Source organism: uncultured Veillonella sp. (genome assembly GCF_934190855.1).
Lineage (GTDB): Bacteria > Bacillota > Negativicutes > Veillonellales > Veillonellaceae > Veillonella.
The window spans coordinates 1-20,713 of the sequence record NZ_CAKPTN010000014.1 but is presented as its reverse complement, the minus strand read 5'-3'; the positions used below and the strand labels follow the sequence as shown (position 1 = coordinate 20,713).

The window sequence follows — 20,713 nt, the reverse complement described above, 5'->3', positions numbered from 1 at the left end:
GGGATTTACAGATAAAATCATCGTCCTCTGTTTTGATGCGGTACGTATAGTCCTTCGTAGTAAATAGTGCTTGCCCTGCACGCAAAAAGTAGGCGAGAGGACCAAGTATGCTTTTTTCTTTCGGTGTCACCTCTTCTACTACTTTAGGGATAACACCAGCTGCGATATTGTTGCAGAAATATTTGTCATTGCAGCGTCCAATATCAATTGTTCTCGTTTCGTTGATGTCGATACGTTTGATTGCTTGTGCAGGATTTTGGTGAATCCCCAGAGCACGTGACATATCGTTAACAGTACCAACAGGGATAAAGCCAAAAGTAGATTTAAATCCCCCTTGAGCAATGCCATTAACAGTTTCATTAACAGTACCGTCACCGCCCATGCAAAATACTGCATCGAATCCGCGTTCGCAAGCATCTTTAGCAAAACGTGTAGCATCGCCTTCACCGGTAGTGAATTTGACCTCAATTGTTTCGAATAAGGTGCTCAATTTCCATTGTAATTCGAGGTCATATCGGCGCGCCGCACCGCCCCCTGATACAGGGTTGATAATAACCAAACAACGGCTCATAGTGTACTTCCTTACTTTCAAAAATGAGATATAGCTATTATCTATCGTTAAATTGACAGTTTTAGATATGAGTTTTATAATTATATTGTATGCACTAAATTAGATGTGACATATTCTATATAAAATATGTCGTATAATATATTATACTCATTTTAACCATTCTTTGAAAGTGTGAAAGACTGGACAATTATTTAGTTTTAGGGGATAGTAATGGGAAGACAAGATTCTAAAGATAGATATAATTTGTCCGCAGTGGACTCTATTGAAAGATTGCCACTGAGCGAACAAGTATATTTAACATTAAAAACAGCGATTTTGACAGGCGAATTGATGCCTCAAGAAAAGCTAAACGAAGTAAAAATTGCAGAACAATTACAAGTGAGTGCCACACCTGTACGTGAAGCATTCCGTAAATTGGCTAAAGATAATCTCGTAGTGATCGTTCCTTGGAAAGGTGTTACTGTAAAAGCTGATACTCCAGAGGAAATCGTTGCATTATATCAAGTACGCGAAGTAATGGAAGGTCTTGGCGCAAGACTATGTGCACTTCATGCTACAGATGAGCAAATTAAAGAATTACGTGACATTTGTAAAGAAATGCATGAAATTGAAGATGCTACAGAACGAGTTGAAATTAACAGCCGTTTCCACACAATGATCGCTCATTACTCTGGTAATGAACGCATTGTAGACTACCTGGCAAGCTTCCGTGAACGCGTGAATCGAGACATGTACATCAGCTCCTTCAATGCAGTGCGTACACATGATTGTGATGATGAACATGATCAAATCGTAGACGCTATCGAACGTCACGACGAAGTAGCCGCAGAAACAGCTATGCGTCAGCACATCAACAATGCATTTATCTTCAAAAAAGCAAATGCTGAAGTGCAACACAAAAAACTTAATGAAGTATAATGTCTAACGTGCCCATAGGCATAATGACATAAAAGGCTCCGCTCATGGCGGAGTTTTTTTGACTGATAAACCAGTTAAATCAGTTAAACTTGTTAAACTAGTTAATCTAGCTTATCTAGTTAATCTAGTTGAGCTAGTTAATCTAAGCTAACTAACTAATTAATTAATCTGACTTTTCTTGCATGAGTTATTAACGGTTTGGTTCTTAGTATGGTTTAGAAACTCAAGCCGTTTATAATGTGATGTTAGGTGTGCATTGCAGCTCTTATAGTCAACGATGCGTAGCCGTACTAGTTGCCCTACGTCGATTTGAAAGGCTTGGGCGATTTTAAATAAAATTTCTAAGGACATGCCAGAAATACCCGTTCCACACTCTAGTTTGCTTAAATAACTGCGGCTGATGCCGACATGGCGGGCTAACTGATGTTGGGACATATTTAGAGATACGCGGATATTGGCGATTTTATGGCCTAAACATACGTATTGATGTTGTAACAATGGATCTTCGTACGTATTAATCCGCAATTCGGTCAATGGTGCTGTCGAGGGGTTCATAGGGACTCCTTCCTTTTCCCGACTCTCTAAATATAGTATACTGAGACTGTTGGCGATTGCCTAATATAGAAAACTAGATAATTATCGGTTATTACAGATAATTACACGAATTGTGAAAGTAGTACAAGAATTACACGAGATGTGAAAGTCTTGCTACTTATATCCTTTGGTGCTGTGACCAAAAGATCTAGTATGATGTCGTAAATAGAGGAGGTCCTATGGAAAAATATATAGCCGTTGCCCTCGGTGGAGCTGTAGGGGCCTTATGCCGTATGGCTCTTGGCGAATGGGTGATGACAAAGGTCAGTTCCTTTCCGTATGGTACGGTAGTAGTGAATCTCATTGGTTGCCTCATCATCGGCCTCGTTTTAGGCCTGTACATGCAAAAGCCAGATCTCCCGCAATGGGCTAGATTTTTCCTCGTTGTAGGTGGTCTCGGAGCTTTTACCACCTTTTCTACCTTTGCCTTTGAAATGTTGCAGCTCATGATGGCTGAGTCCTATGTACAAGCATTGTGGTATGGTGCGGTACAAGTCGTAGGTGGATTAATCCTTTGTTGGATAGGTGTATTGGTGGCACGTATACTCTGTGCTATCTAATGGTAAGAATAGATTGTACCCTATGATAGTAGGGTGATTTGCATTACAGCTCAAACTCAGTTGTTTGTATATGATAAATGAGTAAAACTGTTTATGAGTAACTAGCAATTTAGTTCGGAGTATATTGTTAAATACATAGTTTTATTATTTGGATGTTAAGAATAACGGATATATTTATATAGCTTGGGAGATATTATGAAATCCATTAGAACACAAGATGCCGTAGGGCATGTATTATTACACGATTTAGTTCGCATCGTTATCGGCGAGGTGAAAGACACTCCGTTCCGCCGTGGTCATGTCATCACAGAAGAGGATATTCCTAAACTATTAGACCTTGGTAAAGAGCATATCTTTGTTATGGAGCCTGAAGATGAAGGCTTCTTGCACGAAGAGGATGTAGCTCGCGCTTTGTATCGTATGGCGGGCGGTGAAAACATGCACGAAGGTCCAATGGCACAAGGTAAAATTGAAGCTATTGCAGACGTAGATGGCTTATTTAAGGTCGATGTAGAACGCTTACATGCTATCAATGGCATTGGTGAGCTTACTATCGTAACGAGATTTAATAATACACCTGTGAAAGCAGGCGATAAATTAGCAGGTATGCGTTGTATTCCTTTATTACTAGAGGAACAACAAGTAGAGGATGCGAAGAAAATTGCGAATGGCAAGCCTTTACTCAATGTAAAACTATTCGTACGCAAAACAATGGGCATTGTTACTACAGGCTCCGAAGTATTTGAAGGCCGCATTAAAGATGCTTTCACCCCAATCATTGAAGAGCGTTGCGCTGAATTCGGCGTCACAAAAATAGCGCATGAAATCGTAACGGACAATACAGACGATATCGTGGCGGCTATCGACAAGGTAAAAGCAGCTGGCGCCGACATTATTTTCTGTACAGGCGGCATGAGTGTTGATCCTGACGATTTAACACCGGGCGCCATTAAACGCTATGCAGATCGCGTAGTAACTTATGGTTTGCCTGTATTGCCAGGATCCATGGTTTGTATTGCATACTGCGCAGATGGTACGCCAATCTTAGGCGTTCCAGGTGGCGTATTGTTCAGCAAACCAACGGCCTTTGACGAAATCGTTCCACGCCTCGTTGCAGATGATGAAATCACTAAAGAAGACTGCATTCGCATGGGACACGGTGGTTTCTTAGGATAATCCTTTATAGTGTATCTAAAAACTGTATAAGTCTATATAAAAAAGCGGATAGATTGATATCTATCCGCTTTTTACTATTAATGTGCTTTTTCATTTGTGGCGTTATTAAAATGATTTTTTCCCTAGTGTAGGGTGGCTACAGCGTTTTAGCGTAAGGGTGTCAATCATGTGGACTGCTTCGTCCAAGGTGATATCCTCACGCTTTGTCGGCGTTTCCAGGACCGCCAAAGGATGGTCGGTGCCTACCTCACCAGAGGGCAAGTAAATATATTCTTGGTTGATAGTATCACCAAAGATGTAGCCCGCTTGTAAATGCTCTTTATGAATGCGACTCATAGTCTCTCCTTACATGATTTGTTTTAGTGTAAAGTCTAAATAGTCTGCAGATACTAGCTCTAGTTTGGTAGTGCCAAATTCCTTAGGAATGCGCTTAAAGGAAATTTGATCGTGTAAATGACCAAAGATACAAGTATCTACGTTGTATTGCTCCATAAGGTCTGTAAAGCCAGAAGGGGCATTGGACTCGTTAAATGGAGGGTAGTGTAACAATAACAGTTTTGTTACTGGTGTGTTATGTATATCTATTAGTGTTTCCACAGCATTATCCATTTCTTGTAATGCTGCTTCGGTGCGCATCAATTCTCTTTCGTAAATAGATTGGTCTGTTTCTGGTGAGAAATGGGAATCACCAGGGCAGAGGTAGGCGCGGGTTCCACCAAAAGCGATGATGCGAGGCCCTTCTTCTGTGTGAATGAGCTCTGCTGTACCATGACCTTGTAAAAAGGTAATAGCATCGCCCATGAGGTTGCGCATCTTGTTTGCTGATGCCCACCAATAGTCGTGGTTACCGCGAATCATATATTTTTTACCGGGCATGGATGCGATTTCTTGTAAATCGCAAAACGCTTCGTCGAGGCGGAGCGCCCAGCTCATATCACCTACGAGAAAGACGATGTCATCATCTGTTACATTATTGGACCAATGCTCTTTGATGCGGGCCCAATGATTATCCCAGTGGGGACCAAAAATATCCATCGGCTTCGTCGGAGGATTGCCAGATAGATGGAGATCGCCGATGGCAAATACTTTCATAAAAATCCTTTCAATTATCTATGGTCAAAATCATAGATGTTCAAAATTATATGCGATTAATATTATATATGTTCACAATATGGTAGTAGCTTATAACTATTTAGTAGCCTGTAAATAAGGCGCAATATCGCGCATGATCTTCGCGGCCCGCTCCTCGTCGCAGGTTTGCGGAATCTTGTAGCCCACGTAGAGCGGCGTCGTTACATAGCGAGCCACTACCTTGATATAGTCGTAGCCGTCCTCGAGATTGTAGAAGAAATAATTGTAGGATTGGCTAAGGTTAGAAAGGGTGTGCAATACATAGCGCAAAACTTGTTGTAAGCGAATGGCTACAGGACGAACTGGCGCATCTGGTTTGAAGCGAATGTTGTACTCAAAGAACCCGATGATTGGATGGGTAGATAAGGTAATGCGTACATGCTGATCCTCATGTAAGAGCCAGCCTTCCATATTTTGCACCGTAATATCCTTGTGGTAATCGTAGTTTTCTAGGCCGATAATTTGGCTGTGCGGATGGCGAATGGAGCCGCCAGACATATAGCCGTGGTTTTTAAAGAATAATACGGATTTGAACTCCTTACGTTGACGAGTTTCACGCCACTTATCTAGGCCAAATTGGAGAATGTGGGCCGCTTCGTCAGCAGGTAAGGTGGAAAACTCGCCTTCGTCGGTTTCCGTTTCGATGATAACTGTAGGCCAAGTTTTTTCTAATACAGGGTATTTGTTCATGAGCCAAATAATATGGCCCGAAGTATCTAGGATATCCGTTAACTTTGAACGGTCACAGAAGGGGCAACGCACTTGTTCATTGCGAATATTGACGGGCTTTGTGCGCCCTAATTCAATATTAAATCTAAGTGGTTTGTTCATCATGTGCCTCCTTCCATGCACGAAAATCTATCCTCTTAATGATACCACAACTAACGCATTCGTACACGAAATAATGGTATAATAATATAGTGTTATTTTAACGATTAAGGAGGCCCTATGAAACCGACGACGCTCGTATTTCCCATTGATGAACAAAATCGTATATTACTAGGTCGTAAAAAACGCGGTTTTGGGGCTGATAAATATAATGGCTTTGGTGGTAAATTAGACGATGGTGAAAGCTTCCGCCACTGTGCTATTCGGGAACTATTTGAGGAATCTGGCCTTCAAGGTCGTCCCGAAGATTTAGAATGCGTGGCGGCTTTCGATTTTCAATTTCCTTTTGATGAAAGCTTAACGCATGTAGGTTATGTGTATTTATTGCGTACTTTCACAGGCCATGTAGAGGAAACGGACGAAATGGAGCCTCATTGGCTAGAACCAGATCAAATTCCCTACGAGTACATGTGGGATGGAGACCGCCAATGGTTGCCGATGCTGCTAGAAGGTAAGAAATTAAAAGGGTCTATCGTATTTGGCCGAGACAATAGCTCTGTAGATAAAATGGATTTAACCACCGTCGATACCGTTCTTGAAAGCGAACACTTGGCGCGCATTGATCTATATATTAATGGTTAATCTATTGATATTGAATATATTAGCTAATGTAAATAAATTTATAATATATTGAGGTAATATGACTGATAAAAAGAGCCCCAAGTGGGTGCCACAGCTATTAGCGTGGTATGACGTGAATAAGCGTGATTTACCGTGGCGTGATTGTGGAGATCCTTATAAGGTTTGGGTTTCTGAGGTGATGAGCCAACAGACGCGCATTGAGGCGATGAAGCCTTATTATGACAACTGGATGCGACTATTCCCAACCTTAGAGGACCTAGCAAAGGCTTCAGAGGATGAGGTCGTTCACGCTTGGCAAGGGCTTGGCTATTACAGCCGTGCTCGTAACTTGCGCCTTGGCGTAAAGGATGTCGTAGAAAACTACGGCGGCGTTGTGCCTCATGACCGCAAGACTATGGAGTCCTTAAAGGGCGTAGGCTCATATACGGCTGGGGCTGTGCTATCTATGGCGTATAACGAACCAGAGGTGGCGGTAGACGGCAATGTACTGCGCATTTATGCTCGTTTGTATCGCATCTTTGATGATATTTTGAGTACTAAAGGTAAGAAGGCCATAACTGCTATCGTAGAGGAAACATTGCCTCACGATCGACCTGGTGACTTTAACCAAGCTTTGATGGACTTTGGCTCTGCTGTGTGCATTCCCAAAACTCCACGCTGTGGAGAATGTCCTATTGTAAATATGTGCGAAGCATACCAACATAAGGATACTGACAAGCTACCTGTGCGCATTAAGAAAACCAAAGTAGTAGAGGTGCCTCTATTCGTAGGCATCTTGCAATACGAAGGCCATTATCTATTGCACAAACGCCCTAACCGTGGACTGTTACGATCCATGTGGGAATTCCCTTCTGTGGAAATGGTATCTACTTTTGAGGTCGGAGAACAAGGCCTTGAATCATTAGTTAAGGACCTAGGTTTTGAACTATCCTTGCAACCAGTATTAGTAAAAGAGATAACACATATTTTCTCTCATCGGAAATGGTTTATGAAAGCATTCCGTGGCGATTTAACGTACGTAGGAGATGCTAACAATATAACGATTGGAGCTATCCAAAAGCAATTGCCGAAGGACTGGATGCTCATCAAGCGCGATGAGTTCGCCGACTATGCTTGGGCAGGTCCTCATGGTAAATTGACGGAGCTAGCAAAGTAATTTGTAGGAGCAATGAATGAGAATGCTATTTAATATAATTTTTGGCACCATCCTAGTATTAGGGTTGGTAGGCTTTTGGGCGCTGTTCCTCAATTTGTGGAAGCCCCAAAAGAAATGGCCTGCTTGGGTAGGCTATATCATCTTAATCGGCGCGTGGTTCGCCGCAATCCGATACTACTTGTTACATCAAGTAGATCTATACGGCACGTTATACTATCCGCTGATGAATCTGTTCCGTACTGAAAGCTACGGTTTTCTCTTTGGCTTATTCTTGGCTATTCCTGTCTTTATCGTCCTCAGCTTGTTATACTGGGCGGTTAATAAGATTTGGAGTAAAACGCCAGAAGAAAATAGAACGGGCCGCCGTGCCTTCTTTAGAACTGCTGCAACAGTAGTGCCGTTGGCCACAATCGGTGGCTCTAGTTATGCGGCCTTTGCTGGTCAACAGGAGATAGTAGTTACGAATGAAAAATTTGGTTATACGAACTTGCCTCCAGGGCTAAAAGACTATAAAATCGTTCAACTTAGTGACGTTCACGTAGGGGCTAGCATCGACTTAGACGACTTTGATGAAATCCTAAAATTGGCGCTTTTACAAAAGCCTAATCGCGTCGTTATCACAGGGGATCTCATCGATAAACTAGCATGGTTGCCTGAGGTCTGTGAAAGACTGACAACCTTTGCAAAACAAATCCCTGATGGTGTAGATTTTATCTTAGGCAATCACGAGTACCATCACGATGTAAATAAAGTGATTGATTCTTTCAAGCGAAATACACCAATGAATATCCTCTTGAATAGTAATATTCAAATTATGGGTGGCAAACAACCTGTATATCTCGCAGGCGTTACCTACGATAACAGCCGTCAAAAAGATAGCCGTGAAGCTATGATCGCTAAAGCTTTATCCGGTATTCCAGACTATGCCTTTGTTATCCTGTTAGCTCACCATCCTGAATTCTTTGAAGAAGCTATTGAACACAAGATCCCGTTGACCCTTTCTGGTCATACCCACGGTGGTCAAATCGTATTTATGGGCGTTCCTGTAGTGCCAACGGGCACTCCATATACAAAAGGTCGCTACGTTGAAGAACAAAGCGTGTGCTATGTCAATAATGGTACAGGCCACTGGTTCCCAATCCGTATTAACTGCCCACGAGAAATTACAGTCATTACATTCTTTGACGGAGTAGCTTAGAAGTAAAGGTGAGCTCTTTAGAATAAAAGGTAAGCTCACTAAAGGGATACAATCATGTATAATATATCCTTTATCCATAAAATCTTTATATGTATTGTTGTGCTTATGCTATTTGATATCTCTCTAATTCACGCCGTGACAGCGGATATATATAAAGGATATCTTAAAATAGCAATACTCGTGGCCATTGGATGCCATTTAGATGTATACCTAGAACTCAGTAAACAAGAAGAACTGATAATACAAGCATTCGAAAATGATACATTTAATGAGACCTATGAACTATTAAGTACGAAACAGCTAATTTTTATCGTATCTTTGATCCTATTAATGACTATAACCTTATGAAACATTAGAAAAAACATAGGGTACAAACTAAAAGAGGTATTGTATATGAAAATACAATACCTCTTTTTATTATATGAACTTATATAATAATTGTGATATATTAGAGTTAAAATTTTGTTGTGTTGTGAAAATATAGTTTTTATATGGGAGTAAGTATATGTTTCTAAAAATATATAATTATTTTGTGCGAGGCTTAGTACTTTTTCTACTTATAAGCATTCCATATAGTCTTGTCACAAATCCAGAGTTGATTGAAGATGAAGTAGATTTTTATTTCTTTGTAATTGCATATATCATAATACTTTTGTTCTATGTGGTATGGAACTATATTTATAACTATTTAAGTCGTAAAAGGAGTTAGCATTTGTGCATATTCATTTACCATTAGTTTTAGAAGCTATCGTTTTTTCTTGGATTGCTTTATATTGGCTTATTTATAAAATCTTATTAAGGAAAAAGCTTTCACCATTATTAGTATCTTTAATTGCTAATTCTGATTATGGATTTATGAAAGTTCTTTCCTGGTCGGCAATTATTACATATCCGTTTATGCTGTTTAGCATGTTTTATTTCTTAGATTACATAGCTGTACCAGTTGTGTTGGTGTGGTTCTTACAGCCTGTTTTTGTGTTAGCTGTATTATTAAAACAGCCGCCACGTAGTCGCTATTATGAATGGGCTAGAAAAAAACAGATGTATGTAGTTCTTTTTGTTTTTGCTTACATAATGTCTGCTCTAATTTTGTTGAAAGTTAATAAGCTAATATAAGATTAAAGATAGAAACCCCCGATACGAAAACGTATCGGGGGTTCTTTCCGTTCATTTGAGGTATGAGAGGATGTTACATATATGTCATAGAGATGAGAGAGATTTTATTTCATGCGAACTGCTTCGGCAAATTCGTCTTCAGTCATAAGTTTTTCTTCCAAGATGATTTCCTTGATAGAACAACCGCGTTTGTACGCTTCTTTTACAACCTTAGCACTCTTATCGTAGCCGATGTATGGTGTTAAGGATGTAGCGATCATGAGGGATTGTTCTACAAAGAAGTTGAGTTTTTCAGGTACAAATTCGACACCGTCAATACAGTGTGTTGTGAAAGAGTTCATAGCGTCTGCGAGGAGGCGACAGCTTTCAACAAAGTCATAGATCATGATAGGCATGTACACGTTCAATTGGAACGCACCGCTGCCTGCACAGAGTGTCATAGTCGTATTGTGACCGAATACTTGGGCGCATACCATGGTCAAAGCTTCGCATTGGGTAGGATTTACCTTGCCTGGCATGATGGAGGAGCCCGGCTCGTTTTCAGGAAGATGCCATTCGCCGTAGCCACAGCGAGGGCCAGAGCCTAAGAAACGCACGTCATTAGCGATTTTGAATAGGGTAGTCGCCAACGTATTGAGTGCACCATGAGCCATCATGAAAGCATCTTTAAGAGCGAGCCCTTGGAATTTGTTGTTCTTAACGCGGAATGGAGCACCTGTTACCTCTGGCAATACAGTTTCCATAACGTCTAGATAGCCTTTAGGCGTGTTTACACCAGTACCAACGGCAGTGCCGCCGAGGGCTACGTCGAGCAGGTGGTCAGCGTTTTGAATGAGCATCGTTTTGGCAGTTTTTAAGCCGTCCACAAAGGCGCTAATTTCTTGGTCCACCATGATGAAAGTTGCATCTTGTAGATGTGTACGACCAACTTTTTGCAAGCCTTTTCCTTTTTCTTGCAATCTTTCAAAGGATTGGATAAGGCCGTCCAATGCAGGAATTACGCGTTTTGTAATTTCAAAGTACGCGCAGATATGCATTGCCGTAGGGAATGTATCGTTTGTACTTTGGCCGCGGTTTACATCGTCGTTAGGATGAAGCGGGTTGCTTTCATCTAACTGTTTAGCCCGGTGAGCGATTACCTCGTTCACATTCATGTTAGTTTGTGTGCCAGAACCTGTTTGGAATACTGTCAATGGGAATTCATCATCCCATTTACCGTCCACGATCTCATCTACTACTTGAGCGATGAGTTTCGCTTTTTCCTCAGTTACTGCACCACATTTTGCATTGGTTAAAGCACATGCTTTTTTGACAAGCGCAAGCGCTTTGATTTGTTCGATAGGGATGCGGTGGTCACCAATCTTAAAGTTATTGAACGAGCGTTGAGTTTGAGGTCCGTAAATTCGTCTAGCGTCGACTTCGACTGGTCCCATTGAATCATATTCAATTCTTGTTTCCATAATTACAACCTCCTTAAAAGCCATGCCGACCTTAATGTCGGTAATTTAATTATATAGAATCCTGTATATTTGTACAGAATAAAAGAGAATGATTTCTATTTTCATATAGAAAGGAGTTATATATGCGATTTATGCATATAAGGGGCATAAATTATATCTATTTACATGTATACATTATAAATATCGCATATATATTGAAATCATCGCTTTAACACGTTAAAATGGAAGTAGCTTATTATATTGTTTTAAGCTCTAGTTTCACAGAGGAGGTAAGTACTTATGAAACATGACTTTATGAGCCATGACCTTCATCTGCCGGAACTGACAATACGTGGGATGCTACTTGGTGCATTGATTACTGTAATTTTTACAGCATCTAACGTATACCTCGGTTTGAAGGTTGGTTTGACATTCTCGTCATCCATTCCGGCAGCCATTATTTCAATGGCAATTTTACGTTTCTTCAAGGATTCTAACGTTCTTGAAAACAACATGGTACAAACACAGGCTTCAGCAGCCGGTACTTTGTCCGCAATTATCTTTATCTTGCCAGGCCTACTCATGCTTGGGTATTGGAACGGCTTCCCGTTCTGGCAAACATTCTTGCTCTGCGCATGCGGTGGTTCTCTAGGTGTCTTATTCACTATTCCATTGCGTCGTGCCATGGTAGTAAATAGTGATCTACCATATCCAGAAGGCCGTGCAGCAGCAGAAATTTTGAAAGTGGGCTCTCACAATGGTGATCAAGGCCCTCAATCTAGCTCTGGTATGGGCGACATCTTATCCGGTGGTTTTGTAGCTGGTCTTATCAGCCTTTGTGCAAATGGCTTTAAAGTGCTTGGCGATAGCATGAGCTTCTGGCTTCCTGTAGGTAGCAAAGGTATTACTCAAATTCCATTGGGCTTTTCTACAGCGTTGTTAGGTGCTGGTTACCTTATCGGTATCGCGTCTGGTATCGCTATCCTCGTTGGTGTACTCATCGCGTGGGCTGGCTTCGTACCTTACTTCACTAACATGTTTGCTCCAGATGGTGGCGCTACTGCTAAGTTCGCAATGGGCATCTGGAAATCTAAAGTTCGTTTCATCGGTGCTGGTGCTATCGGTATCGCAGCGATTTGGACTTTGATTACTTTGATCAAACCTATTATCGAAGGTATGAAAATTTCTGTACAATCCATGAATAGCAGTTCCTCTGAACGCGAATTGCACCGCATGGATACAGATATGAGCACAAAATCTGTTTTAGGCGTGTTCGCAGTTATTCTTATTGGTTTAGTATTCACATTCTGGGAATTCGTTTCTGCAGTACCTATTAGTGTTGGTTTGATGTGGACTCTTGTTGTAGTAGGCATCTTAGTAGCTTTATTAATCGGCTTCTTCGTAGCTGCAGCTTGTGGTTACATGGCAGGCCTTATCGGTACATCTGCATCTCCAATTTCTGGTATCGGTATTTTGGCGACTATTATTTCTTCCTTAGTGGTGTACTTCATCGCTTCTGAAAATAACTTGTTTGCTACACAAGCAGGTGTTCAATTCGCTACAGCTATGGCTATCTTCATGACATCCGTAGTTATCGCAATTGCATCTATTTCTAATGATAACTTGCAAGACTTGAAAACTGGTCAACTCGTTGGTGCAACACCTTGGCGTCAACAAATTGCGTTGTTACTTGGTTCCGTAGCCGGTGCAGTTGCAATTGCTCCAGTTCTTAACTTGCTTTACCAAGCATATGGCTTCACAGGTGCGTTACCACGTGCTGAAATGGATCCTAATGCTGCATTATCCGCTCCTCAAGCAACTTTGATGACTACAATCGCTCAAGGTATCTTCAACTCCAGTATGGAATGGGATTACATCTTGATCGGCGTTGGTGTTGGCGTAGTAGCAATCATCGTTAACTTGATTCTTAAAGGCACAACAGCTTCCTTAACATTGCCTCCATTGGCAGTTGGTATGGGTATCTACTTACCACCAACATTGGAAGTGCCTCTTATCTTAGGTTCTTTCATTAGCTATTTCGTAGGCCGTTACCTAGTAGCTCGTGCTAAAATGCGTGCTGGCGAACTCGCTGAGTACGATGTTGAACAATCTAACCGCCGTGGCGTTCTCTTTGCTTCTGGTTTGATTGTTGGTGAAAGCTTGATTGGTGTAATCATAGCTGTTATTATTGTATTGTCTGTTACAACTGGTGGCGGTGAATCTCCACTTGAATTAGTAGGTCCTGATTTTGAAAGCACAGCACAATGGTTAGGATTGCTTGCATTCGCATTCTCTGGTCTCTACCTTGTTCGTCGTGTTGTAACACACAAATTCAATAAAGAAGAAGCTTTGGCTATGAAAGCTGAACAAGAACAACAATAAGAGGTTAAACAATGAAATTAAAACAGTCTGTACTCATCATGATGGCTGCTGCATTGCCAGTAGTATCCTTTGCAGCAAGCGAAGCAATTCCTGTAACAAAAGACACTGCAACAGTGCAAGCGGCTCAAGCTGATACGAATAAAGTAAGTCGCAACGATTTAACACGTCGTATCTCTAGCACTGCTACTCCAGAGCAAAATCGTGCATTGCGCTCTGAAGCATCTAAAGTTGACCGCAATGTAGTTGAGGTAGTAGCACCAAATGCGGACCGTTATATGGACCGTAAAGAGGTGGGAGTATCTCCTGTGGAATCCACTACAGATCATTTGGACTTAGTATTCCCAGAGGTTAAATCCGTTAGCCCAACTGTAGAAAAAGCAATCAATACAACTATCAAAAAGTATGTTGCTAAAGTACAAAATGACGTAGAGAAATTAAATGCTAAAGAAGCTGATAAAACAAATGTAGTGATGTACTACGATGTTAAAACAGATAAAAATGGCATTCTCAGCGTGTTGATTCACACATATACAATGCGTGATCGCGATGCAAATGGTGTGAACTATGTAAAAGGCTTCACTTTCAACACTACAACAGGTCGTCAATTGTCCTTGTATGACCTTGGTGGTCTTAACAAAAAAGAGTTAGTGAATGCTATTAATAATAATCAAGAGGTGAAAGACAAATTAGGTGGCGATGTAAATATCGACAAAATGCCTACTGAGTTCTACACAACTGATGATTATTCCGTTGTAATGATCTTGCAACAAGATGTGGATACAATTCACAGTGCAGGCACAGTATATGTACCAGTTGGTAACTTACGTGACCGCCAAAATGATGTAACAAAATAATAATCGAACTGTGTGAATTCGATTGTGTGTATAGTAACAGCTGTTTAATGTCAAAAGAACCGCTCCTTTGGGGGCGGTTCTTTTTTGCAGAGATTTTTATGCAATGGAGACTTTTATGCAATGTTAGTCAAACTTGGCACAATGCATTTAGGCATAATAAAAAGCCGTGTAAACACGGCTTTTTAAGGTTTCTCGTATTATTGTTTGTCGTTGTAATAATTTACGCGTGGAGGCAATGGGAATTGAATAGCGCCATTTGTATTTGTCAGAGGTTCTGGTGGTAGTTGTAAGAATACTTTCTCACCAAATTTCTTTTTAAATGCTTTTAGCGTTGGTTTTTGAATAGAATCAACGGTAATGAGAAGGGCACTCGTATCAGTATTTGGCGCGATGGAGATAATCTTTCCTTGTGGTTCCTTTTCCTGATAAAGGGAAATAGCATCGGATTGATAATCCTCTAGTTGTTCTTGGTTCAATTTACCTTTTGCTACAACTACTGCTCTATCCAACTGTGGATCATGAGCCTGTGCGATAGCGTTAGTAACGAGGTCAGCTTTCTTTTGATCTGTTAAGGATGCATGTAATTGACCTGCTTCCCAGAAAAGGGCACCATCCTGACGGAATTTTGTGAAGTCATTATTATAGCTTAAAGCTTTGCTAATGATATTAGCCGTCTTATTTTCCACTTGTTGTTTAAATAATGTGTTGTGGAACGCAAGAGATTGTTCAGTTTGTGTCATGCGGTACGCAATTTCAGCAGCCTCTGCACGGGTTATGTATTTTTCAGGGTTAAATAATGTACCCGGCGTATAGAGTGTGAATCCAAGGGATGCAAGTTCACGAACTGCATCTTGAGCCCAAGGTGCTACGAATTTTTGGTCTCCGTAAGCAATATTATCGAGGGCTGTTGGATCCTCTGTAGTATAGCCTAAGTAGTGGAGGTAGTTATCTGCAACTACGGCAAATTCTTGGCGAGACATGTATTTTTCTGGTTTATATGTTTCGTCGCCATAACCGCTGATGATGTTTTTACGAGCTACGGACTCGATGGCAAGAGCAGACCAACGGTCAGATGTAATATCTTTAAATTTGCTAGATAAAAAGGCTGCTGTACCATCATCAGTGATATTGTTGAATAGCGCTGCTACTTCTTCACGAGTCATAGGTTGATTAGGTCGGAATGTGCCGTCAGAGTAACCTTTCATTAGATTTGCTTTTGTTACAGTACTAATGGAGTTTGCTGCCCAAAAATCGCTAGGTACATCACTGAAGATGTGGGCGCGAATCTTTTGGATGTCTTGTGGCGTACCAATAGATTTGTTTACAACTACAGGTGTTGCGTTTGTAGTTGTAGGAGCATTAGTCGTAGTTGTTGTGTTGGCAGAGGCAAAACCAAGGCCTGTAGCAGCTAATAATGTGCCTAAAACGAGGGCACGTAATGCGTAAGGGGTATTCTTGTACATAAAAATCCTTCCTAATCATGGTAAAGGCTAACGCTCGATAGCCGTAGAATATAAACTTTCACCAGCATAAAAATCTATATTCATCGTAATATAGTCAAATGGAGCATGCATAGTGATATACAACAAAGCAGCGTAATACTATCGAGTATACGCTGCCTTGGCTGGTTGAGTGTAACGCCGATTAGCGTTTTACTGTCATTTTTACTTTGGAACCGAATAATTTAGAGATTCCTTGTTGAGTGTCTTTAGATGCAGTGGATACTACAGCGTAAAGTTGGTTGTTTTCTACATCAGGGAATGTAGCTAAGATTGTGCCAGCTTTTTCGTTTTTGTTGTAGTAGTTGCGGAAGTTCGCATCGATTGCATCGTATTCAGTTTGGCTGTATTGGGATGGTTCAACTACAACGTAGTTGTTAACAGTGGAATCACCACGGGAAGCAAGGTTAGCTTTCACTGTGGAAATATCGCTATCTGTTTTCAACGCAACGTGTAATTGGTTGTCACGCCAGTACATTACGCCGTAATCTTGAAAAGCTTCTGGTGTTTTGTAAGTTTTATTTAACTCTACAAATACTTTGTCTTCCAAGGAGGATTGTTGTTTTTGATCAAGTGCTTTTAAAGTACTGCGACGAACAGGGCGAACTGTGCGAGTAGGTTCAGTTTTTTGTGCTACTGCTTCGTTTTTATTGTTTTTTACGTCTTTTTCTACTTTTTTAGCATCCGCTTTGGCAGCTTTTTCAGCTTTTTTAGCATCTTCTTTTACCGCTTTATCAGCTTTTGCAGCGTCTTTTTTAGCATCTTTATCTACTTTAGCTACCTCTTTTTTTGCATCTTTACTTACTTTAGATACATCTTTTTCAACTGCTTTTTCTACTTTTTTAGTATCTTCTTTTACAGTTGTTTCAGCCTTAGCTTCAGGTGCAGCATGTTTTGGTGTAGCAAGGCCAGCACCGTTAAGCATGCGGTTCAAAATTGTAGCCGCTTGTGCTCTAGTTACAGGTTGTTTAGGATTAAAGCTTTCTGTTGCGCCAGATGCTACGATGCCGCGTTGTGCCATGTAGTTAATATCTGCCACATAATCTAAAGAAATGCTATCTTCATCTTTAAACGTTACTTTTTCTGTTTTCACAGGAGTTGTAATATTTAATTTTTTGGCTAAGCTAGCAGCGGAGGCAACAAACTCTTCACGGTTCATAGTTTTGCTAGGTGTGAAAGCTGTTTTTGAGGTGCCTTGCATAACACCTGCAGCGCTAACCAATTTAATTGCGGAGTTAGACCAACGATCTGCTTCTACGTCAGAGTAGGAAGTGGACGCTTCTTTAGTTACAATATCAGCTAATTCTTGTTCGTTTAAGTTGTGTTGCAACACTTTACCGTAAATAGCGGCTGCTTGTTCACGTGTAATTTGAGCGCTAGGTTTGAAAGTATTGTCAGAGTAACCGGAAAGGTAACCAGCTTGAGACATTGCTTGAATTGCATCGCGTGCCCAATTGTCTTTTGTGTCTGTGTACACGCCTGCTGGCAATGTTTCTTTAGCTTTAGTAGTTGTTTTAGCTTCTGTTGTTTTTGCAGCTGGCTTAACTTCAGCTTTTGCTTCAGTAGCTTTTTCCGTTGCAGCTGGTTTAGTTTCCATAGCTTTAGTTTCAGCTTTGGTAGCTGTAGCTTTAGTTTCTACCTTAGTATCTGCTTTTGCAGTTGTTTTAGCAGTTGTCGCTTTCGCAGGAGTTGCTTTAGCTTGTGTATTTGTTACTGTTGTTGCTTTTGTTTTTGTATGTGCCGCGGTTGTTTCAGCGTGAGCCATGCCGAATGTGGAACCAAGGGCCAATGTGATTGCCAAGGACAAAGATAATTTATTTAGTTTCATTGAAAAAGGCTCCTTTCAAACTATACTTATATAAAATAAATTATAACACTTTTTAAATTTATACTCTACTATAAGAAAATGTAATATATAAGGATAAAATTTACATGAATTAGAAATTCTACTGTTGTTTAAGTAAAAATACGATGAATTACGGTAGAAATTGGATTTTTTGAACTTTAAAAATGCAAAATGATAAACATTCCCAAAATCTAGGTTTTATATAGCTTTTACAAGAAAAATTGATAAATAAACTAATACATGTGATAAAAAACAATGTTTGTTATTACAAAAAGTCATAAGAGTATAAAATTTAAAAGGGTACATACGAATATAGCAATTCTTTGGACATTTTCTATAGGATTAATTTATAATTATATCGATAAAGCTTTTGAATATTTATTTGAAAGCATAAGTAATGTTTCGGGCAGAAAATTATTGAAAAACTTTCACTAGCATTCTTGCCATAACGTATACATATCAAAATTTTTTATTAGGTTAAGTACTAGAAAAGACGAGGACGATAATATGAAAATTCATCTTTTCCAACAGTGTTTGATTGACATGTTCTACCCACATGTAGGCATGGCTGGTGTAGAAGTACTTGAAAGATTAGGTTGCGAGCTCGTAGTTCCTAAGAAACAAGTATGTTGTGGCCAAATGTTCACTAACTCTGGTTACAATGAAGCGGCTATGGACGCTATTAAGAACACAATCGAATGCTTCGAGAACGCTGAATATGTAGTCAGCATGTCCGGATCTTGCGCATTTGCAATCCGCGATGAATATCATCATTTCTTGAAAGATCAACCTGAGTGGTTGGCACGTGCAGAACGATTGAGCGGCAAAATTTACGAGTTCACTCAATTTATTACTGACGTATTAGGTGTTGAAGATGTAGGCGCTCGTTTCAACGACTCCGTTACATACCACACATCTTGCCACGTAACTCGTTTGATGGGCATTAAAGAGCCTCCTTTCAAACTCCTTAAAAATGTTAAAGATATCAACTTGATCGAATTACCACGTGCAGACCGTTGCTGTGGTTTCGGCGGTACTTTCTCCGTTAAAAACCCTGAAATTAGTGAAGTTATGACACGCGAAAAGGCATTGGAAATTGCTAGCACAGGTGCTAACGTTATTTCCGGTTCTGACCAAGCGTGCTTGATGAACATCGCTGGTATGCTTGATCGTCTTCATAAAGAAGGCGAAATCGATCGCCGTATCAAAGTAATGCATATTGCTGAAATCTTAAACTGCCGTTAAGGAGGAGACGACATGGCACTTATATATGACAATCGCCCCTATAAAACACGTATACAAGAATGTTTGGCTGACGATTTCAAAGTTGCAGCTATCAAAAAAGCACAAGACGTGTTTTATGATAAACGTAATACAGTAGTTGCGGATGTTCCTGAATGGTTAGATTTCCGCGCTGAAGCAGCTGAAATTCGCGATCACGTACTTAATCATTTGGATTACTATGTAAATCAATTTGCTGAAAACGCAGAAAAAGCTGGTTCTAAAGTTCACTTTGCATTCGATGATAAAGAAGCAACTCAAATCGCTTTAGATATCCTTCGTCAACGCGAAGCTAAAATGATCGTAAAATCCAAAACTATCTTAACTGAAGAAATTGGTTTGAACGAAGTATTAGAAGCAGCTGGTATCGAAGTAAACGAAACTGACTTGGCTGAATTCATTTTGCAAACTGCAGTAAGCCCACCATCTCACATCGTAGTACCAGGTCTTCACTTTGAACGTAACAAAATCCGCGAAATCTTCGCTGAAAAATTAGGTTACACAGGTACTGAAAACCCTACAGAAATGACACACTTCGTACGTGGTTATGTACGTGAGCGCTTCTTGAAAGCTGACGTAGGCGTTAACGGTTGTAACTTTGCGGTAGCTGAGTCCGGTACTTGTACTATCGTTTCCAACGAAGGTAACGGTCGTATGGCTAGCTCCATTCCTAAGACTCAATTGATCTTCTTAGGTACTGAGCGTATCGTTCCTGACTTCAAAGCTCTTGACGTTATGATGGAAATGTTGAACCGCTCCGCAGTAGGTGCTAAAATCTCCAACTACTTCTCCATGATGACTGGTCCTGCTCGCGCTGGTGAAGCTGACGGTCCTGAAGAAACTCATATCATCATCATCGACAACGGTCGTTCCGGTATCTTGGGTGGTACATTCCAAGAAATGCTTCGTTGTATCCGTTGTGGTGCATGTATGAATATCTGTCCTGTATACCGTCACGTTTCTGGTCACGGTTATGGCTCCGTATATCCAGGTCCAATGGGTGCTGTATTGACTCCATTGTTCAAAGGTTACGAAGTAGCAGGCGATCTTCCATACGCTTCCACATTGTGCGGTGCATGTACAGAAAACTGTCCAGTAGCTATTCCATTGCATGAGTTGTTGATGGAACACCGTCACATTATGGCTGACATCGAAAAAACTCGTCCAAAAGCTGAAGAAGCTATCTTCACTGCAGCTGCTAAGATGTTCGGCAACTCCACATTGTTCGATCTTGGTACAAAAGCTGGTGCTATCGGCATGAACTTGATTAGTAACAAAGAAGGCAATATGCCTACATGGACTCAAGCTGTTCCAGTTATGAATGGCTGGACTAAATCCAAAGAAATGGGTACATTGAAGTTCAAGAAATTCCGTGATTTGTATGCTGAGCATGAAAAGAACAAGAAAAAGGAGAAAAAATAATGGATGAAGTTAAACGTAATCAATTTGTTGCACGTTTATCTCGTGCATTAGGCCGTGATCAAGTGCCTACATCTGTACCGGCTTTTGATTATAGCCATGG

19 protein-coding genes and 1 pseudogene are annotated in these 20,713 nt (G+C 40.6%); 12 read left to right on the top strand and 8 right to left on the bottom strand.

The genetic code is table 11. The features are described from left to right. Positions 1-571, bottom strand: a 571-nt coding sequence (locus Q0F90_RS01860; protein ID WP_296002787.1) for a diacylglycerol kinase family protein, incomplete at its 3' end; no start/stop codon positions are given. Between the two features lie 210 nt (positions 572-781). On the opposite strand from Q0F90_RS01860, the gene Q0F90_RS01855 reads away from it, so the two are divergent. Next, the gene (locus Q0F90_RS01855; RefSeq protein ID WP_296002785.1) at positions 782-1,489 is read left to right on the top strand and encodes a GntR family transcriptional regulator; all 708 of its coding nucleotides are present in this window, start codon (positions 782-784) and stop codon (positions 1,487-1,489) included. 159 nt (positions 1,490-1,648) lie between these two features. Here Q0F90_RS01855 and Q0F90_RS01850 read toward each other — a convergent pair whose 3' ends face one another. Next, entirely contained in the window at positions 1,649-2,044 is a 396-nt protein-coding gene (locus Q0F90_RS01850) for a helix-turn-helix domain-containing protein (RefSeq protein WP_296002783.1), read from the bottom strand. Between the two features lie 218 nt (positions 2,045-2,262). Here Q0F90_RS01850 and crcB point away from each other — a divergent pair, with 218 nt between their 5' ends. Both crcB and Q0F90_RS01840 read left to right on the top strand, forming a co-directional pair. Beyond that, positions 2,263-2,643 (top strand): fluoride efflux transporter CrcB, encoded by a 381-nt coding sequence (gene crcB, locus Q0F90_RS01845; RefSeq protein ID WP_296002781.1) that lies wholly within the window; start codon positions 2,263-2,265, stop codon positions 2,641-2,643. A 195-nt stretch (positions 2,644-2,838) separates the two neighbouring features. Continuing rightward, complete coding sequence (locus Q0F90_RS01840; RefSeq protein ID WP_296002779.1) at positions 2,839-3,819, top strand: molybdopterin-binding protein; 981 nt, start codon at positions 2,839-2,841, stop codon at positions 3,817-3,819. A 105-nt stretch (positions 3,820-3,924) separates the two neighbouring features. Here Q0F90_RS01840 and Q0F90_RS01835 read toward each other — a convergent pair whose 3' ends face one another. From Q0F90_RS01835 to Q0F90_RS01825, 3 genes are all read right to left on the bottom strand, one after another. Beyond that, on the bottom strand, positions 3,925-4,155 hold the full coding sequence (locus Q0F90_RS01835; RefSeq protein WP_005385164.1) for a hypothetical protein: 231 nt from the start codon (positions 4,153-4,155) through the stop codon (positions 3,925-3,927). Positions 4,156-4,164: 9 nt separating this feature from the next. Continuing rightward, positions 4,165-4,911, bottom strand: coding sequence for a metallophosphoesterase (locus tag Q0F90_RS01830; protein WP_296002778.1), 747 nt, complete (start codon positions 4,909-4,911; stop codon positions 4,165-4,167). A 96-nt stretch (positions 4,912-5,007) separates the two neighbouring features. Then, a complete protein-coding gene (locus Q0F90_RS01825; protein ID WP_367113387.1) occupies positions 5,008-5,781 on the bottom strand; it encodes a DUF4931 domain-containing protein in 774 nt (257 codons plus the stop codon). 117 nt (positions 5,782-5,898) lie between these two features. Here Q0F90_RS01825 and Q0F90_RS01820 point away from each other — a divergent pair, with 117 nt between their 5' ends. The 4 genes from Q0F90_RS01820 to Q0F90_RS01805 all read left to right on the top strand — a co-directional run bounded on the left by Q0F90_RS01820 (position 5,899) and on the right by Q0F90_RS01805 (position 9,890). Further along, entirely contained in the window at positions 5,899-6,420 is a 522-nt protein-coding gene (locus Q0F90_RS01820; RefSeq protein WP_296002774.1) for an 8-oxo-dGTP diphosphatase, read from the top strand. A 58-nt stretch (positions 6,421-6,478) separates the two neighbouring features. After that, positions 6,479-7,576, top strand: a complete 1,098-nt coding sequence (gene mutY, locus Q0F90_RS01815) for an A/G-specific adenine glycosylase (protein WP_296002772.1) — start codon at positions 6,479-6,481, stop codon at positions 7,574-7,576. A gap of 16 nt (positions 7,577-7,592) precedes the next feature. Further along, positions 7,593-8,774, top strand: a complete 1,182-nt coding sequence (locus Q0F90_RS01810; protein WP_296002770.1) for a metallophosphoesterase — start codon at positions 7,593-7,595, stop codon at positions 8,772-8,774. 714 nt (positions 8,775-9,488) lie between these two features. Further along, entirely contained in the window at positions 9,489-9,890 is a 402-nt protein-coding gene (locus Q0F90_RS01805; RefSeq protein ID WP_296002768.1) for a hypothetical protein, read from the top strand. A 104-nt stretch (positions 9,891-9,994) separates the two neighbouring features. On the opposite strand, the gene Q0F90_RS01800 is transcribed toward Q0F90_RS01805, so the two are convergent. Continuing rightward, positions 9,995-11,350, bottom strand: coding sequence for a lyase family protein (locus Q0F90_RS01800; RefSeq protein WP_296002765.1), 1,356 nt, complete (start codon positions 11,348-11,350; stop codon positions 9,995-9,997). A 279-nt stretch (positions 11,351-11,629) separates the two neighbouring features. Between Q0F90_RS01800 and Q0F90_RS01795 the strand changes: the two genes are divergently transcribed. Both Q0F90_RS01795 and Q0F90_RS01790 read left to right on the top strand, forming a co-directional pair. Then, on the top strand, positions 11,630-13,711 hold the full coding sequence (locus Q0F90_RS01795) for an OPT family oligopeptide transporter (protein WP_296002763.1): 2,082 nt from the start codon (positions 11,630-11,632) through the stop codon (positions 13,709-13,711). Between the two features lie 11 nt (positions 13,712-13,722). Next, complete coding sequence (locus Q0F90_RS01790) at positions 13,723-14,565, top strand: hypothetical protein (protein ID WP_296002759.1); 843 nt, start codon at positions 13,723-13,725, stop codon at positions 14,563-14,565. Between the two features lie 197 nt (positions 14,566-14,762). On the opposite strand, the gene Q0F90_RS01785 is transcribed toward Q0F90_RS01790, so the two are convergent. Together Q0F90_RS01785 and Q0F90_RS01780 are read right to left on the bottom strand one after the other, a co-directional pair. Then, on the bottom strand, positions 14,763-16,028 hold the full coding sequence (locus Q0F90_RS01785) for an S-layer homology domain-containing protein (protein WP_296002757.1): 1,266 nt from the start codon (positions 16,026-16,028) through the stop codon (positions 14,763-14,765). A 181-nt stretch (positions 16,029-16,209) separates the two neighbouring features. Next, positions 16,210-17,892, bottom strand: coding sequence for an S-layer homology domain-containing protein (locus Q0F90_RS01780; RefSeq protein ID WP_296002752.1), 1,683 nt, complete (start codon positions 17,890-17,892; stop codon positions 16,210-16,212). Positions 17,893-18,417: 525 nt separating this feature from the next. Here Q0F90_RS01780 and Q0F90_RS01775 point away from each other — a divergent pair. The 3 genes and pseudogenes from Q0F90_RS01775 to Q0F90_RS09190 all read left to right on the top strand — a co-directional run. After that, positions 18,418-19,155 (top strand): (Fe-S)-binding protein, encoded by a 738-nt coding sequence (locus Q0F90_RS01775; RefSeq protein WP_009352456.1) that lies wholly within the window; start codon positions 18,418-18,420, stop codon positions 19,153-19,155. Between the two features lie 12 nt (positions 19,156-19,167). Beyond that, positions 19,168-20,613 (top strand): LutB/LldF family L-lactate oxidation iron-sulfur protein, encoded by a 1,446-nt coding sequence (locus Q0F90_RS01770; RefSeq protein WP_296002749.1) that lies wholly within the window; start codon positions 19,168-19,170, stop codon positions 20,611-20,613. After that, a pseudogene (locus tag Q0F90_RS09190) lies at positions 20,613-20,713 on the top strand (lactate utilization protein C); the annotation flags it as partial. The gene Q0F90_RS01770 and the pseudogene Q0F90_RS09190, both read left to right, overlap by 1 nt.